This window comes from Collimonas sp. (assembly GCF_035566375.1).
In the GTDB taxonomy this organism is placed as follows: domain Bacteria; phylum Pseudomonadota; class Gammaproteobacteria; order Burkholderiales; family Burkholderiaceae_D; genus Collimonas.
The window spans coordinates 19024-34939 of the sequence record NZ_DATMRK010000035.1 but is presented as its reverse complement, the minus strand read 5'-3'; the positions used below and the strand labels follow the sequence as shown (position 1 = coordinate 34939).

Sequence of the window (15916 nt, the reverse complement as noted above, 5' to 3'; positions counted from 1 at the left end):
AACCGGCCGCCGCCATCGGTCAAACAATCCCGCTGCTGCTAGCCTCCGCCTTCGCCGGCCGCTCTTCCCGTTTGTTATCGCGATAAGCGCTCTGCCGGTAGCAGGCAATCGGATCAAGCGCCGCGCCGCTGCGCAGGCGAGCCATCGCCAGTATCGGCCCGACGTCGGTGCGGAACGCTTGCTTCAGGGTTTGCGCCGCCATCAGCGCATCGTTGCTCTCTTGATGGAAAGCCAGCGCCTGACGATCGGTCAGGGCTGCCTGGACAAACGCCCGTTGCACTTCGATCGCGCTGTTGATCAGGCTTTCCACCGGGTCGGTGACATTGTGCGATTGATCCAGCATGTACGCCGGCCGGAAGCTGTCGCCGGCACGCACATGGGCGTCAGCCAGTTCATTGAATACCAGGAATAACTGAAACGGATCGATGCTGCCGGCGTCGAGATCGTCGTCGCCGTATTTGCTGTCGTTGAAATGGAAGCCGCCCAGTTTGCCGAATTGCGCCAGGCGCGCCACGATCATTTCGATATTGGTATTCGGTGCGTGATGGCCGAGATCGACCAGGCATTTTGCCTGCGGCCCAAGCTCGGTGGCGCAAGCGAAGCTGGTGCCCCAGTCGGCAATCGTGGTGGCGTAGAAGGCCGGTTCAAACAATTTGTGTTCGATCAACACTTGCCAGTCCGGTGGCAGCGCAGCATAAATGTGGCGCATGCTGTCGAGATAGCGTTCCAGCGTCTGGCGCAGATTGTGCTGGCCCGGGAAGTTGGCGCCGTCGCCGACCCAGACGGTCAACGCCTTCGAACCTAGCGCCCGGCCCAATTCTATGCAGGCGATGTTATGCGTGACCGCTTGCTCGCGTACCACGGCGCTGGTGGCGGTCAGGCTGCCGAATTTGTAGGAATGGGTTTGCCCGGGCTGGTTCTGGAAGGTGTTGGAATTGACCGCATCGAAGTGCAAACCGTAACCGTCGGCCAGTTCGCGCAATGCACGTGGATCGCTGGTGCTATCCCAAGGGAAATGCAGTGAGATGGCCGGCGTGGCGCGTGTCAATTGATGGATGGTGGCGCAATCTTCGAGCTTTTCAAAGACATTGCGCGGTTCGCCGACGCCGGGAAAACGGGCGAAACGGGTGCCGCCGGTGCCGACGCCCCAGCTCGGCAAGGCGACGGCGAAAGTCTGCGCCAATGCTGTCAGCGCTTCGATATCCTGGCCGCGCCGCGCCAACGATGTCGCTAAGGCGTCGTAGTCAGCTTGAACCTCCGCGGCGTGCTTGGCGTTGTGTTCGGCGATGAAATTTTGATTGATGGCGTACGACATGAGGTCTCCTGTTCTTTGATCGTTATCTATCTGGATGTATTTTCAACGTGTGAGGTTAGCGTGCGAGGTTAACGTGTGAATGCAGCCGCATTCCCTGCATCCACATTCAGAATATTTCCGGTGGATTTCGCAGATTTATCGCTGGCGAAAAAATACACCGCCTCGGCAATATCTTCCGGTAAAACGCTGCGCTTCAACATGCTGCGCTGACGATAGAAATCTTCGATATTTTCCGTTTCGATTTTATTGGAAGCAGCACGTTCTTCTTTCCACTTGCCATCCCAGATGCGCGAGCCGCGAATCACCGCATCCGGATTGACGACATTGACGCGTATCCCGTGCGGCGCGCCTTCCAGCGCAACGCAGCGCGCCAGGTGGATTTCGGCAGCCTTGGCGGTGCAGTAGGCGGAAGCGCCGGCCGACGCCACCAGCCCATTCTTGCTGGCGACGAACACCATGCTGCCGCCCAGTTTTTGCTGGCTCATCAAGCGGAAGGCGGCACGGCTGACCAGGAAATAACCGGTCGCCAGCACCGACAAATTGCGTTGCCAGAGTTCCAGACTGGTGTCTTCCAGTGGTGCGGCGGAGGCGATGCCGGCGTTCGATACCAGCAAATCGATGCCACCGAAGCGCTGCGTCACCGCGTTCAACACTTGTTCCACTTCGGCTTCGCTGGTGATGTCGCCGCGTATCACGGCCAGGTTGTCGGGGCCGGCCTGCTTGCACAAATCCTGCTGCGCGGCTTCCAGCGCGGCGCTGTCGATATCGGTCAGCATTACGCAAGCGCCCTCTTGCAGCAACTGGCGCGCTACTGCCTGGCCGATGCCGCCGGCGCCGCCGGTGACCAGGGCGATGCGTCCTGCCAGGCTTTTCGGCTTCGGCATGCGTTGCAGTTTGGCTTCTTCCAGCAACCAGTATTCGATATCGAAAGCTTCTTGTTCGGGTAAGCCGACATAGGTGTCGACCGCGCTGGCGCCGCGCATGACGTTGATCGCATTGACATAAAACTCGCCGGCGATGCGCGCCGTCGCCTTGTCCTTGGCGAAGGACAGCATGCCGACTCCGGGGATCAGGTAAATCACCGGATTGGCGTCGCGCATGGCCGGACTGTTGGCGCGTTTGCAGCGTTGGTAATAGGCGCTGTAGTCGGCGCGGTAGGCGTCGAGAGCATTATCGAGTCCCTGCACGAGTCCCTGCAACAGACGCTCGAAATCCTGTTCCTTTGGATCGAAATCGAGCACCAGCGGCTTGATCTTGGTGCGAAGGAAATGATCCGGGCAGGAGGTGCCGAGCGCTGCCAGCGGCAGCAATTGGCGGCTGCAAACGAATTCCAGCACGGCGGCGCTATCGTCGAAATGGCCGAGTTTTCCTTCCTGCTGGCCGATCTTGCCGCGCAACACAGGCATCAGGCGCGCCGCCAGTGCGCTGCGTTGCGGTGCTGTCAGCGGTTCGCAGCTGCTGCCGCCGAAGGCTGGCGCTTTGCTGTTGGCGGCCAGCCAGGCAGTGGCGCGGCGGATGATGGCGAGCGTGGTCAGGTAACAGGATTTGGCGGAATCGCCCCAGGTAAACAAGCCGTGGCCTTCCAGCACGATACCTTTCAGTTGCGGCTGAGCTTGTGCCAGTTGTTCGAGTTTCAAGCCAAGATCATAGCCGGGACGTTGCCAAGGCAACCAGCCCAGTTCGCCTTCAAAAATGTTTTGCGTGAGCGCCTGGCTGTTCTTGCAGGCGGCAATCGCGATCAGGGCGTCGGGGTGCATGTGATCGACGTGGCGCTGCGGGATATAAGCGTGCAAAGGGGTGTCGATACTGGCCGCGCGCGGATTCAGATCGAAAGTGCAATGCGGCAGATAGCCAACCATCTCATCCTCATGTTCGAGGCCGCGATAGCGCGCTTTGAGGGCCTGTAATTTATCCATGTACAAGGTGGAAAAACCATCCAGCCTGATGCTGCCCAGATCGCCGCCGGAGCCCTTGACCCACAACACTTCCGCTGTGGCGCCCGTGAGCGGATCGGTCATCACGATCTTGGCCGAGGTGTTGCCGCCGCCGAAGTTGGTGATGGCCTTGTCGGCGCCCAGCAGATTGGAGCGGTACAGCAGCAATTCCGGCTCGCTAAGCTGGGCGGCGTAGCTGTCGTCCCAATCGGAAACAAGCGGTTGTGGTGTCGGCGACAGGCTCATATGGATCTCCAGGTTTTGATTAGTCAATGAAAGAGGCGTGAAAAAGGTGGATTGCTCGCGCTTGCATCGATCAAGCGCGCATGCAATTGCAGAGTCTCCAGTAGAAAGCAGCTGAAAATCAGTGTCAATCGATCTCCAATCAACTTGCTGAGCGAAACTCAAATAATCATCAAGTTGATTGATTGAGCGTTGACTTGTTTTTGATGAGTGCTTAGCCTTGAGTCATAAATACAAAGCATGAAATGCTCTGCCGAGAGCGTACTGCGATAGCTTCATGGAGACCGACAAATGATCAATCACAAGCGGCGCAAAGGCTTGCTGGGCTTACTGGCCGAGCACAGCAGCGCCAGTGTCGAACAGTTGGGCGGCTGGCTGAATGCCTCGCCCGCCACCGTGCGGCGCGACATCGCCTGGCTGGCGGAACGCAAGTTGCTGAACCGGGTGCGCGGCGGCGCCGAACTGTTGCAGCCGAAGAAGAACAATTTCTCGCTGTCGGGTGATACGTTTCAGAATAGTCTCAAGCGTTTCCCCGAACAAAAGCGCGCCATCGCGCGCTGTGCCGCCAGTCTGTGCGCCGATGGCGAAACCATCATCATCAATGGCGGTACAACTACCTTCATGATGGCGGAATTCCTGGCTGAGAAACGTCTGAAAATCCTGACCAATTCCTTCCTGATGGCGGAACGTCTGCTGACCACCAGCGAGAATGAAATCATCGTTCCCGGCGGTCAGATTTATCGCGAACAAAACGTCATCCTTAGCCCTTTCGACAACGACATCACCCAGCATCACTACGCCGGCAAAATGTTCATGGGCGTGTACGGTTTGTCGTCGCTGGGTTTGATGGAAGCCGATCCGCTCCTGATCCAGGCGGAGAAGCGCTTGCTGAGCCAGGCCGAGCAACTGATCGTATTGATGGATAGCTCGAAATTTTCAAAGAAAGCCGGCTTGATACTGTGCGGTTTGGGCCAGGTTTCTTGTTTGATTACCGATACCAATGTGACGGATGGCGCGGTGCAGATGCTGGAGCAGTCCGGCGTCAAGGTGATTACCGTGATGCCGGATCGCGGTGTTGCGCCCGATGTGGCACATGAGCTGGCGCATGCGCTGAGCTGATTCCATCGATCATCTCCCTATTTGAGGAAGCAAGCAATGATGCAAGCAATTGCGGCGTCAACCGCATTGACGCCAAATCTCGCGCCGGCTCTGGAATTGCTGGCCGCGCGTAAATCGTTCGGTGCGGTGGCGGCGCTGCGCGACGCCCGGCTGCACATGCTGCCGGGCGAGGTGCATGCCTTGCTGGGTGAAAACGGCGCCGGCAAATCGACTATCGTCAAAATCCTGGCCGGTGTCCATGCACCTGACGCTGGCGTGCTGAAGGTTGACGGCAGAGCGGTCAGTTTCAAGACTCCGGCTGATGCGCGGCGAGCCGGCATCGCCGTGATTTACCAGGAACCGACGCTGTTCGGGGCATTGTCGATCACCGAAAACATTTACATGGGGCGGCAGTTGACCGACCGCTTCGGCCGCCTGCAGCATCGCGCCATGAGCGCCGAGGTTGAGAAGTTATTGCAGCGGATGGGCGTGAGCCTGGACCCGGCGCGCATCGTGCAAGGCTTGTCGATTGCCGATCAGCAGGTGGTTGAAATCGCCAAGGCGCTCTCGCAGCAGGCACATATCCTGATCATGGACGAGCCCACCGCGGCGCTCTCCAAGCTGGAAGTCGAACGCCTGTTCGCCATCGTCCGTCGTTTGCGCGAACAGGGTGTGGCGCTGCTGTTCATCACCCATCGGCTGGAAGAAGTGTTTGCTTTGACCCAGCGCCTGACCATCATGCGCGACGGTGCTTTTGTAATGACCGGCCTGACTGCGCAGATGGATGCGGAGCTGATCGTGCGGCATATGGTCGGCCGCGATCTCGGCAATTATTATCCGCGCCCGGATACCGTTCCCGGCGCGGTAGCGTTGAAGGTTAAGGGTTTGAGCCGGCGCGGCGTATTCAAGGACATCAGCTTCGAAGTGCGCAAGGGCGAGATCGTGGCGCTGGCCGGCCTGGTCGGCGCCGGCCGCTCGGAAGTGGCGCGGGCGATTTTCGGCATCGATGCGGCCGATGCCGGTGAGGTCTGGATCAATGGCTTGCCGCTTAATCTCGGCCATCCGGGCGCAGCGGTGGATGCCGGCCTGGCGCTGGTGCCGGAAGACCGGCGTCAGCAAGGCTTGGTGATGACCGCGTCGATCGCCCGCAATGCGACCTTGACCATGATCCGACGTCTGTCGCACTGCGGCTTTATGCGGGTCGCCGATGAAATGCAGACCTCCGCCGAGTGGGGTAAAAAGCTCAAGCTCAAGGCGCATGACTACGGCGCTAACGTCGCTACGCTGTCCGGCGGCAATCAGCAAAAAGTGGTGTTGGCCAAATGGCTGGCAACCGGCCCCAGTGTACTGATCATCGACGAACCGACGCGCGGCATCGACGTCGGCGCCAAGGCCGAGGTGTATCACACCATCGCGCAATTGCTGGAGCAAGGCCTGGCGGTACTGATGATTTCGTCCGAGCTGCCGGAAGTGCTGGGCATGGCGCACCGCGTGATCGTGCTCAATGAAGGCCGGATCGCGGCGCAACTGAGCCGCGATCAGATGAACGAGGAAACCATCATGGCAGCCGCCTTGGGACAAGAGGAAAGTGTCGTATGACTATGGAAAACATATTGAGTTTGCCGGTCAAGCCGCCGCAACCAGCGCAATCACAGCGTTGGCTGGGCTGGCTGCTGCGCCACCGCGAAGCCAGCCTGAGCGCGGTGCTGTTGGTTATCGTGCTTGGTACCTCACTGGTGCACCCCAATTTCCTCAGCGCGCAAAGTATCAAGGACATCATCTTGAATGTCTCCATCATCGCCTTGCTGACGGTCGGCCTGACGGTGGTGATGCTGATGCGCCATATCGATCTGTCGATCGGCTCGACGCTCGGTTTGAGCGCCTTCCTGGTCGGCGATCTGTTTAGCCGTTTCCCCCATGTGCCGGTGGCGGCGGCGATCGCTATCGGCGTCTTGATCGGCTTGCTGGCCGGCGCCGTCAACGGTTTGCTGGTGACCTGGGGCCGGGTGCCATCACTGGTGGCGACGCTCAGCACCTTGTACATTTTTCGCGGCATCGATTATGCCTGGGTCGGCGGCCGCGAGATCAACGCCACCGTCCTGCCCGAAAATTTTGCCGTGCTCGGCTCCGGCAGTTTTCTGGGTTTGCCGTATATGGCGATGATCGCGTTTGGCCTGTTGCTGTTGCTGGCGTATTACTTGAAAAATTTCCGTGGCGGCCGCGAGTTTTATGCAATCGGCTCCAATCATGAAGGCGCGCGCCTGGCCGGGATCAATGTCGCCTATCGCGAATTTTCCGGCTTCCTGTTGTGCGGCGCCATCGCAGGTCTAGCCGGTGTGCTGTGGCTGGCGCGCTTCGGTTCGGTGAACGCCAGCAGCGGTAACGGTATCGAATTGCAGGTGGTGGCAGCGGCGGTGGTTGGCAGCGTTTCGATTGCCGGCGGTTCTGGCAGTGTGCTGGGGGCGGCGCTGGGGGCCTTGCTGCTGGCGGTGATCGCCAGCGCCCTGGTGATCTTGCATGTGTCGGGATTTTGGCAGCTGGCGATCCAGGGCGCGCTGATCCTGCTGGCGATTACCGGCGATACCCTGTTGTCGCGCATGTTGGCCCGGCAAACCGTGCGGAGGAATAATCATGTCTAGTGCGCTGCCTGGCATCAAATCCGATAAACCCGGTAAGCGGCGTTTCTCTCTTTCATGGGACCGCATGCTAGTGCTGATGCTGGCGCTCAGCCTGATCTTCGGCCATGCGCTGTCGCCGGCGTTTCTCAGCAACGATAATCTTGGCAATCTGCTAGCCGGGATTTCCGAATACGCACTCATGGCGCTGGGCCTGACATTGCTGGTGGTGGCGGCCGAAATCGATCTGTCGGTGGCGTCGATACTCGGCATGGCCAGCGGCTTGCTCGGCGTGTTGTGGCAGGCCGGCGTGCCGATGCCGCTGACGCTGTTGCTGGTGATGCTGATGGGGATTGCCGCCGGTGCTTTCAACGGCTTGCTGGTGACGCGTTTGCGGCTGCCGTCGCTGGCGGTGACGATCGGCACCATGGCGCTGTTCCGTGGCATTACCTACATCATGCTGGGTGATCAGGCGGTCGCCAGTTTTCCGCAGGCTTATACCGAGTTCGCCATGAATAACTGGGATGGCACATTCCTGCCGCTGACTTATGTTTTCCTGATCATCCCGCTGGCGCTGGCGTTCATCCTGCTGCTGCATCACAGCGGCTTCGGCCGCATGGTGTACGCAATCGGGGCTAACCACACCGCTGTCGAATTTTCCGGCATCAACGTTGCGCGCAGCAAGTTCTGGCTGTTTGTCTTGTCGGGAGCCATGAGTGCGCTGGCCGGGATTGTCTACACCCTGCGCTTTTCCAGCGCCCGCGCGGATAACGGCATGGGCTTCGAGTTGAGCGTGGTGGCGGCGGTGCTGTTCGGCGGCGTCAGTATTTTCGGCGGTCGCGGCAGTGTCACCGGGGTGCTGCTGGCCTTGCTGATCATGGGTGTCTTGAACAACGCCTTGACCCTATACGACGTCTCCAACGAAATCCTCACCATCGTTACCGGTTTGCTGTTGCTGTCATCGGTGCTGTTACCGAATCTGATCTCACGCTGGAAAGAATCACGCCGCAAAACTGCAGCGGCGGTCATTACCTGATAGCGCAAGCGGCAAGGCTATCAGCCTCATCAGTAAAAAAAGTTCAAAAAACCAAAGGAGACATCAATCATGAAATGCAATTTGAAAACGGTAGCGCTCATTTTCGGCATGGCAGTCCTATGCATGGCGGGGTTGACAGTGCAGGCGCAAGAAATCAAGCCCGGCTTGAAAGTCGCTTTTCTGCCCAAGCAGATCAATAACCCTTACAGCGTGATTACCGGCAGCGGCGTGACCGAGGGCGTCAAGGAATTCAAGGGCAGCGGCAAGATGGTCGGCGCCTCCGACGCCGGCGCGTCTTCGCAAGTGTCTTACATCAATACCCTGATCACGCAAAAACAAAATGCGATTGTGATCTCGGCCAACGATCCCAACGCCATACTGCCCTATCTGAAAAAAGCCGCTGCGCAAGGCATCAAGGTGGTTGCCGTTGATTCCGATGTCGGTGTCGAGGGCCGGGCGATGTTCATCAACCAGGCCGATAGCGAGGGCATCGGCCGTTCGCAGGTGCAGTTGCTGGCCAAGCTGATGGGCGGCAAGGGTAAATTCGCAATCCTGTCGGCGACGCCCAACGCTACCAACCAAAACACCTGGATCAAGTGGATGGAAGTGGAGTTGAAAAAACCGGAATACAAGGACATGCAGCTGGTGAAGGTTGCCTACGGCAATGACGACGATCAAAAATCCTTCGTCGAGACCCAGGGCTTGCTGCAAGCTTATCCCGATCTGAAAGCCATCATCTCACCGACCACGGTTGGCATCTCGGCCGCAGCGCGCTATTTGTCGACCTCGCCATCCAAGGGCAAGGTGATTATCACCGGCCTCGGTACGCCGAATCAAATGCGCGAGTTCATCAAGAACGGCACCGTCCAGGCCTTTCAGTTATGGAATCCGAAAGACCTCGGTTACCTGGCCGCCTATGCCGCGGCGCAACTGGCCTCGGGCAATATCAGCGGCAAGCAGGGTGAGACTTTCACAGCCGGTAAACTGGGCAAGTACACGATAGGCGTCAATGGTGAAGTGATCCTCGGTTTGCCGACCACGTTTACGACGGCGAATATCGACGAATTCAACTACTGACGCTCATGCAAAAACAACGCTTGAAAATCGGCTTGTTCGGCATCGGCCACGCCACTTACTGGCCGCAGTTCGACGGGCTGGAGCAGCGCCTGATTGGCTATATCGATCAGGTGCAGCAGCAACTGAGCCGGCCCGAGGTAGAGGTGGTCAATCTCGGCATGATCGACAACCCGGACAAGGCGCTGGTCGCAGGACATGCTTTCAGGCAGGCCGATGTCGACCTGATTTTCCTCTACGCCACCACCTACGCATTGTCGTCGACCGTGCTGCCTGTGGTGCAGCGGGCCGGGGCGCCGGTCGTGATCCTGAACCTGCAGCCCGAGGCGGCGCTCGATTACGACCGTTTGAATCGCATGGATCGACGCCAGATGACCGGCGAATGGCTGGCCTATTGCGGCGCCTGCCCGGTGCCGGAGCTGGCCAATGTTTTCAAGCGCGCCGGGCTGCCCTTTCACCAGATCACCGGCGTGCTGAACGGTGATCCGCAAGTCTGGCTGGAAGTCGACGCTTGGCTGGCGGCAGCCGGCGTCGCCCACTGCATGGCGCACAACCGGCTCGGCCTGATGGGGCGCTATTACAACGGCATGCTGGATATCTATAGCGACCTGACCTTGCAATGCACTACCTTCGGCGGCCATATCGAGATGCTGGAGATCGACCAGCTGGCGGCGCTGCGGCGGCAGGTGACGGCGGCGGATGTGCAGCAGCGGCTGACGCTGTTTGCCGAAGAGTTCGAGATCCAGCACGATTGCGATCCGCTGGAGCTGGCGCGCGCCGCCAGGACCTCGGTGGCGCTGGAGCGGCTGGTCGAGCAGCATCAGCTGGGCTCGATGGCGTATTACTACGAATCGCTGCCGGGCCACGAACATGAAGATGTCATCACCTCGATGATATTGGGAGCGTCGTTGCTGACCTCCGGCGGCGTCGCGATCGCCGGCGAATACGAAGTCAAGAATGTGCAGGCGATGAAAATCATGGACGCTTTCGGCGCCGGCGGCTCGTTCACCGAATTTTTTGCCATCGATTTCAAGGATGACGTGGTGCTGATGGGGCATGACGGCCCCGGTCACAGCCGCATTGCCGAGGGCAAGACCAAGGTCAGGCCGCTGCAGGTGTATCACGGCAAGGTTGGCGCCGGCTTGAGCGTCGAGATGCAGTTGCGCTACGGCCCGGTGACATTGTTGTCGGTGCTGGAACAAAGCGGCGGCAAGCTGATGCTGTTATGCGCGCAAGCCGAAGCGGTGCCGGGGCCGACCCTGGCCATCGGCAATACCAATACGCGCTATCGTTTTGCCTGCGGCGCGCGTCGTTTTGTCGAAGACTGGAACGCACAAGGCCCGGCGCATCACTGCGCGATTGGCGTCGGCCATTTAGCTGACCGCATCAAGAAACTGGGCGCCTTGCTCGGAATGGAAACGGTGCAGGTAGTTTGAACCCACGATCACATTTTCACTAAGGTCAGGCATGCAACAAATCGCTTTCAAAATGCAACTCAAGCCAGGCCATATCGACGCCTACAAAGCCAGGCACGATGCTATCTGGCCTGAGCTGAGCGCCCTGCTGCGGGATGCAGGAATCCGCGATTACAGCATTTTCCTGGAACCGCAGAGTGGCGCGCTGTTTGCGGTATTGCGCCGCACCGAAAATCATCGCATGGACGACTTGCCCAGCCATCCGCTGATGCGGCGCTGGTGGGACAGCATGGCCGACCTGATGGAAACCGGTCCCGGGCTGGATTCGGCGCCGCTCAGCCTGCCTTTGACGCCCATGTTTCACCTGGATTGATTGAATCACAATATGCAAGACGCACTGGCAGTTCTGGACATCGGCAAGACCAATCTCAAACTGAGCCTGCTGGACGCCGCCGGCAATACTCTGGCGGAGCGGCGGCGGCCCAATCAGCCGCTGCATGGCGGCCCCTATCGGTATGCGCGGCACGATGTGGATGGTATCTGGGCCTGGCTGCTGGCCACCCTGCGTGATTTTTCAACGCTGGCGGGTATCACAGTCATCGTGCCGATTACCCACGGCGCTACCGCCGCGCTGGTGGATGAGCACGGGCTGGTATTGCCGGTGCTGGATTATGAGTTCGCACTCGATCCGCAGCTGGATGCGGATTATGAAGCGCTACGCCCGCCTTTCGCCGAAACCTATTCGCCCTCGTTGCCGACCGGCTTGAACCTGGGGCGGCAACTATATTGGCTGGCGCGCACTTATCCCGCCGAGTTCGCCCGCGCCCGCCATATCCTGGCCTATCCACAGTACTGGGCCTGGCGTTTGTGCGGGGTGGCGGCGACCGAGGTGACTTCGATGGGCTGTCACACCGATCTCTGGCAGCCATTGGCCGGACGCCCTTCCAGCCTGGTCGATCGCCTGCAATGGAACGCCCTGCTGCCGCCGCAATATCCGGCCTGGGCGGCGCTTGGCACGGTGCATCCAGCGCTGGCGGCAGCGACCGGTGTGAGGCCGGAATGCCAGATTCTGTGCGGCATCCACGATAGCAACGCCTCCTTGCTGCAGTACGTGTGCAACCCGGTCAACAGGCCGCTCTGCAACCCTGACTTAGGCCGCAATACGCCGCGCACCGTGCTGTCAACCGGCACCTGGGTCATCGCCGCCGCGCTCGATGGCGATCTGGGCCTGTTGCAAGAGTCGGCCGACATGCTGGCCAACGTCGACGTGCTGGGACAAGCGGTGGCGTGCATGCGTTTCATGGGCGGCCGCGAGTTTGCCGAGCTGGCCGGCGCCGCTGCGGTTGCCGAGATTTGCACGATCGCCGATTTGCAGTTGCTGATCGATCAAGGCAGCTTGGCCCTGCCTTGTTTCGCCAGCGCCGGCGGGCCGTTTTATGGCCGCAGCGGCAGCATCGTCGGCAAGACGCCGCAGACACCCCGCCAGCGTTACGCGCTGGCCACTTTATATTGCGTCTTGATGACCGATTACTGTCTGGACGTCCTGCATGCCGAAGGCGCGCTGGTGATCGAAGGCAGCTTTACCGGTAATCCGCATTTCGCCGCTTTGCTAGCGGGGCTGCGGCCGCAGCAGACAGTGTTCGTATCCGACGACAGCAGCGGCACCACCTATGGCGGCTGGCTGTTGCGTCACTGGGGCCGGCAGCGCGAGGTGGTGCGGCAGCCGGTTGCGCCGCTTGCCATCTCCGGATGGGATCGTTATCGAAATCGCTGGCGCCAGCTCTGTACGCAGACAGCAAGCGCCTGATTCCGCTGTACCGCAGCACCCGGCTGGACGGCAACGCCAGACTTGCTTATGATCATCGTTTTACAAGCAGTCATTTCTCTCCCAAAAGGAAACAATGCCATGACCAACAGCCTATCCGCTGCGCAGCCTGCCGTGCCATCTCCCGTTGAGGCCCCCGTTGCTTCCCCATTACGCGGTCTTTATCCGCCGCTGGAACCATTCAAATCCGGCTTGCTGGAAGTTGGCGACGGCCATAGTGTTTATTGGGAATTGTGCGGCAACCCGGACGGCAAGCCTGCGGTCTTCCTGCATGGCGGCCCTGGCGGCGGCTGCAACGCCGATCATCGGCGTCTGTTCAATCCGGAAAAATATTGCGTCATGTTGTTCGATCAACGCGGTTGCGGGCGTTCGACGCCGCACGCTAATCTGGAAGCCAACACAACCTGGGATCTGGTGGCCGATATCGAGCGCTTGCGCGAGATGCTTGGCGTTGAAAAATGGCTGGTGTTCGGCGGTTCCTGGGGTAGCACTTTGGCTCTGGCCTACGCCGAGAAGCATCCGCAGCATGTCAGCGAACTGGTGTTGCGCGGCATATTTACCGGCACCCATGCAGAAGTGCAGTGGTATTACCAGGACGGCGCATCGCGCCAGTTCCCGGACAAGTGGGAAGATTTCCTGGCGCCGATTCCGCCGGCTGAGCGGCATGACATGGTGGCCGCCTACAGCCGCCGCCTGACCGGCACTGATGAAATCGCCAAGCTGGCAGCGGCAAAAGCCTGGAGCGTGTGGGAAGGCAGCACGGTCAAGCTGATCCCCGATCCGGCGCTGGCCGAGGCCCACGACGAACCGGAATTTGCGATCGCCTTTGCCCGCATCGAAAATCACTATTTCACCCACGGCTGCTTTTTTGAAGACGGCCAGTTGCTGCGCGATGTGGCGCAACTGCGCAACATTCCTGGCGTCATCGTGCAAGGACGCTACGACGTCTGCTGCACGCCGAGCACCGCATGGGCCTTGCACAAAGCCTGGCCTGAGGCGGAACTGCACATGGTGGCGGACGCCGGGCACGCGTATAGTGAACCGGGTATTCTGCATCAGCTGATTCTGGCGACGGACAAGTTTGCGGCTTAATGAGAATTTCATGAAACATGACAATGCGCATGACAACGCCCTAGCCCGATTGCGCTTAACAAACGCAGCTAACTGGGGTCAGAGTGAAATTTCTGCGCGCTTTTTGCAGAAACTTCACTCTGACCCCACTTAGCGGGCCACGGAGTACTGACTCATCGTTAAAAAGAACAAAACCGCGTAGTGCGCTCTGTTTTTCTCCGAATCCGTCATGTGGGGTCAGAGTCGAGTTTCGCGATGAAACACTGCGAAAGTCGACTCTGACCCCAGATGACTCTTGCCGTAGCGATGTCATGATTTTCAGGAGGCCCGGTATGTCACGACCGCTTCGCTTGCGATACGGCTTGCCGATATGGCTGGCGGCGGCCGGCATGATGGCGACGACGACGTCGGCCAACAGCGAAATCCTGAAAAACTGGTTCAACGATCCCTTCATCCAGGTGCGCAGCGCCGTACCGGATTGTCCACAGCCGCTGGGGCCGCTGGTCAGCGCAGAAGAAGCGCGTAAAGAATCGCATTGGCGCACTGAACGCGGCACCACCTGCTGGCTGGCCGGCAAATGCGGCAAACCTAACTCCTATCTATACGATGCGCCGATTGCCCGCTCGGTACAGGCGCATTTTGCCGCCGAGCCGGGATTCGCCCGTAACAGCAGCCTGTGGCTGACGTTCCAGCGCCGCTTCGTCTGGGTCGAGGGTTGCAGCGCGGATCGGGTTATCGATGCCGCCGCGCTGGAAGCCTTTGTCCGGACCGAACCCGATGTGGAGCGAGTGATCGTTAACCTGCGCCGGCCGGGTGACAGCAAACCACCGTATCCGCTGGCGCCCGCGCAGCATCCCTGACGGCGTCACTCGCTGCGTGCAGCGCCAGACCTGGCCGAATAACCGTCGTTGAGGGTTTTCAGGAAAGCGATCAGATCGCCGATTTCTTCCTCGTTCAGGGCCGGCGCGTCGCCTGCCTTGCGGTTCAGCGGCGCGTCCAGGCTATCGATGTTGGCGCGATAACGCGGTGGCAGATCGTCGAATTTGATGACCTTGCCTTTCACTTTCGGATACCACTTGGCGGGATCGGTATCGCGTTCCACATAAAAATGCAGCATGTCTTGCAGCGTGTGGAAACGGCCGTTATGGAAGAACACTTCGCGCGTCGCCACATTGCGCAAGGTGGGTGATTTGAACATGCCGCAGAACTCCGCTTCCTGCGCCATGTCCTTGCGGTCAGGGCCGCAGATGCCGAGATCGGCGTGCTTCGGATTGCGGTTTGCAGCGATCTCCGGGTTGCGCGGCACGCCCAGCGCCTGGAAACCGAAATCGGTAAATTGCGCCGGCCGCCCTCCCGGCCCCGGCGTATCGATATGACACTTGGCGCAATTGCCCTTGTTGGGATTATTGAACAAACCGTAACCGCGCAATTCGGCGGGCGTGAAGTCGGCGTTGCCGGCCATCGCCGCATCGAATTTGCTGGTGTAGGGATGGAAGCTCGGGTCCTCGGTCTGGAACGCCTCCAGCGCCAGCGTCGCCTGTTGCAGCGCTGCCGCAGGATGCTCGAAAATGTCGACGCCATAGACTTGCCGGAACTGTTCGGCATAGGCCGCCTTCTGCAATCTGGCGACCACCGCAGCCGGATTTGGCATGGCCATTTCATTGACGTTGAGCAGCGGAATCAGCGCCTGCTCATGCAGCGAATCAACCGCGCCATCGTGGGTAAAGCCGCCGGTAGGGCCTTCGTCCTCGGTCTCGTCCGGCCCCGGCACATAGTAGTGGCGCGTGAACTTGGGAGTGAAGCCCAGGTAGCGCAAGGATGGCACGGCGCGTGTGCCTTGCCGTTGCATGTCGGCGCCGCCCAGTTGCACCGCCAGGCCGTTGGGCGGACCGTAAGCATGATCGGGACTATGGCAGGTGGCGCAAGACATTTTGCCCGAAGCCGACAACGAAGCATCGAAAAATAGTTGTTTCCCCAGGCTCGCCGCCGCGCTCAAGGCAGCCGGCGGCTCAGGGTAACGCACCCACCTTTTCAAGGACGGTTTTACCGTCGCCGGCGCTGCAGCGGGCGCCGCTACGGCAGCATCCGCATGCGTAACCCGCGCCGGCGTTTCGGCGTCGTGACAGCCGCCCAGCAGCGCAGCCGCCAACAGCGCCACACCGGCACGCCAGTGTTTACCAACCAGCCAACCAAGATTGCTACTCAAAACTTTCAATCCATTTCAATAATTCAATTGGGGTCAGAGTCAAATTAATTTGCTTATTTATTCGACTCTGACCCCAATTGATGG

The 15916-nt window shown here is 59.7% G+C and carries 13 protein-coding genes; 10 read left to right on the top strand and 3 right to left on the bottom strand.

All coding sequences use genetic code 11. The features are described from left to right. Positions 1-19: 19 nt before the first annotated feature. Together rhaI and VNZ60_RS10750 are read right to left on the bottom strand one after the other, a co-directional pair. Positions 20-1315, bottom strand: coding sequence for an L-rhamnose catabolism isomerase (rhaI, locus tag VNZ60_RS10755; protein WP_325658934.1), 1296 nt, complete (start codon positions 1313-1315; stop codon positions 20-22). 68 nt (positions 1316-1383) lie between these two features. Next, positions 1384-3495, bottom strand: a complete 2112-nt coding sequence (locus VNZ60_RS10750; RefSeq protein ID WP_325658932.1) for a bifunctional rhamnulose-1-phosphate aldolase/short-chain dehydrogenase — start codon at positions 3493-3495, stop codon at positions 1384-1386. 288 nt (positions 3496-3783) lie between these two features. Here VNZ60_RS10750 and VNZ60_RS10745 point away from each other — a divergent pair, with 288 nt between their 5' ends. The 10 genes from VNZ60_RS10745 to VNZ60_RS10700 all read left to right on the top strand — a co-directional run bounded on the left by VNZ60_RS10745 (position 3784) and on the right by VNZ60_RS10700 (position 14486). Continuing rightward, positions 3784-4611, top strand: a complete 828-nt coding sequence (locus VNZ60_RS10745; protein ID WP_325658930.1) for a DeoR/GlpR family DNA-binding transcription regulator — start codon at positions 3784-3786, stop codon at positions 4609-4611. 36 nt (positions 4612-4647) lie between these two features. After that, positions 4648-6189, top strand: coding sequence for a sugar ABC transporter ATP-binding protein (locus VNZ60_RS10740; protein WP_325658928.1), 1542 nt, complete (start codon positions 4648-4650; stop codon positions 6187-6189). Further along, positions 6186-7229: an ABC transporter permease gene (locus VNZ60_RS10735; protein ID WP_414648814.1), complete on the top strand. Its 1044-nt coding sequence runs from the start codon at positions 6186-6188 to the stop codon at positions 7227-7229. Before VNZ60_RS10740 ends, VNZ60_RS10735 begins: the two co-directional genes overlap by 4 nt. Continuing rightward, entirely contained in the window at positions 7222-8241 is a 1020-nt protein-coding gene (locus VNZ60_RS10730) for an ABC transporter permease (RefSeq protein ID WP_325658926.1), read from the top strand. The genes VNZ60_RS10735 and VNZ60_RS10730 overlap by 8 nt, the downstream gene beginning before the upstream one ends. Before the next feature lie 108 nt (positions 8242-8349). Then, positions 8350-9318, top strand: a complete 969-nt coding sequence (rhaS, locus tag VNZ60_RS10725) for a rhamnose ABC transporter substrate-binding protein (protein WP_325659196.1) — start codon at positions 8350-8352, stop codon at positions 9316-9318. Between the two features lie 5 nt (positions 9319-9323). Then, positions 9324-10751, top strand: coding sequence for a hypothetical protein (locus VNZ60_RS10720; protein ID WP_325658924.1), 1428 nt, complete (start codon positions 9324-9326; stop codon positions 10749-10751). A gap of 31 nt (positions 10752-10782) precedes the next feature. After that, positions 10783-11103 (top strand): L-rhamnose mutarotase, encoded by a 321-nt coding sequence (locus tag VNZ60_RS10715; protein ID WP_325658922.1) that lies wholly within the window; start codon positions 10783-10785, stop codon positions 11101-11103. Between the two features lie 12 nt (positions 11104-11115). Then, the gene (locus tag VNZ60_RS10710; RefSeq protein WP_325658920.1) at positions 11116-12537 is read left to right on the top strand and encodes an FGGY-family carbohydrate kinase; all 1422 of its coding nucleotides are present in this window, start codon (positions 11116-11118) and stop codon (positions 12535-12537) included. A gap of 99 nt (positions 12538-12636) precedes the next feature. Continuing rightward, positions 12637-13647 carry a prolyl aminopeptidase gene (pip, locus tag VNZ60_RS10705; protein ID WP_325658918.1) on the top strand — a complete coding sequence of 337 codons (1011 nt, stop codon included), beginning with the start codon at positions 12637-12639 and terminating at the stop codon, positions 13645-13647. Between the two features lie 311 nt (positions 13648-13958). Further along, the gene (locus tag VNZ60_RS10700; RefSeq protein ID WP_325658916.1) at positions 13959-14486 is read left to right on the top strand and encodes a BON domain-containing protein; all 528 of its coding nucleotides are present in this window, start codon (positions 13959-13961) and stop codon (positions 14484-14486) included. A gap of 5 nt (positions 14487-14491) precedes the next feature. Here VNZ60_RS10700 and VNZ60_RS10695 read toward each other — a convergent pair whose 3' ends face one another. Further along, positions 14492-15841, bottom strand: coding sequence for a cytochrome-c peroxidase (locus tag VNZ60_RS10695; protein WP_414648813.1), 1350 nt, complete (start codon positions 15839-15841; stop codon positions 14492-14494). Positions 15842-15916: the final 75 nt, after the last annotated feature.

Bases quoted from the DNA above. Each gene is read 5' to 3' on its own strand.
- rhaI (WP_325658934.1), bottom strand. From the start codon at position 1,315: ATGTCGTACGCCATCAATCAAAATTTCATCGCCGAACACAACGCCAAG.
- VNZ60_RS10750 (WP_325658932.1), bottom strand. From the start codon at position 3,495: ATGAGCCTGTCGCCGACACCACAACCGCTTGTTTCCGATTGGGACGAC.
- VNZ60_RS10745 (WP_325658930.1), top strand. From the start codon at position 3,784: ATGATCAATCACAAGCGGCGCAAAGGCTTGCTGGGCTTACTGGCCGAG.
- VNZ60_RS10740 (WP_325658928.1), top strand. From the start codon at position 4,648: ATGATGCAAGCAATTGCGGCGTCAACCGCATTGACGCCAAATCTCGCG.
- VNZ60_RS10735 (WP_414648814.1), top strand. From the start codon at position 6,186: ATGACTATGGAAAACATATTGAGTTTGCCGGTCAAGCCGCCGCAACCA.
- VNZ60_RS10730 (WP_325658926.1), top strand. From the start codon at position 7,222: ATGTCTAGTGCGCTGCCTGGCATCAAATCCGATAAACCCGGTAAGCGG.
- rhaS (WP_325659196.1), top strand. From the start codon at position 8,350: ATGGCAGTCCTATGCATGGCGGGGTTGACAGTGCAGGCGCAAGAAATC.
- VNZ60_RS10720 (WP_325658924.1), top strand. From the start codon at position 9,324: ATGCAAAAACAACGCTTGAAAATCGGCTTGTTCGGCATCGGCCACGCC.
- VNZ60_RS10715 (WP_325658922.1), top strand. From the start codon at position 10,783: ATGCAACAAATCGCTTTCAAAATGCAACTCAAGCCAGGCCATATCGAC.
- VNZ60_RS10710 (WP_325658920.1), top strand. From the start codon at position 11,116: ATGCAAGACGCACTGGCAGTTCTGGACATCGGCAAGACCAATCTCAAA.
- pip (WP_325658918.1), top strand. From the start codon at position 12,637: ATGACCAACAGCCTATCCGCTGCGCAGCCTGCCGTGCCATCTCCCGTT.
- VNZ60_RS10700 (WP_325658916.1), top strand. From the start codon at position 13,959: ATGTCACGACCGCTTCGCTTGCGATACGGCTTGCCGATATGGCTGGCG.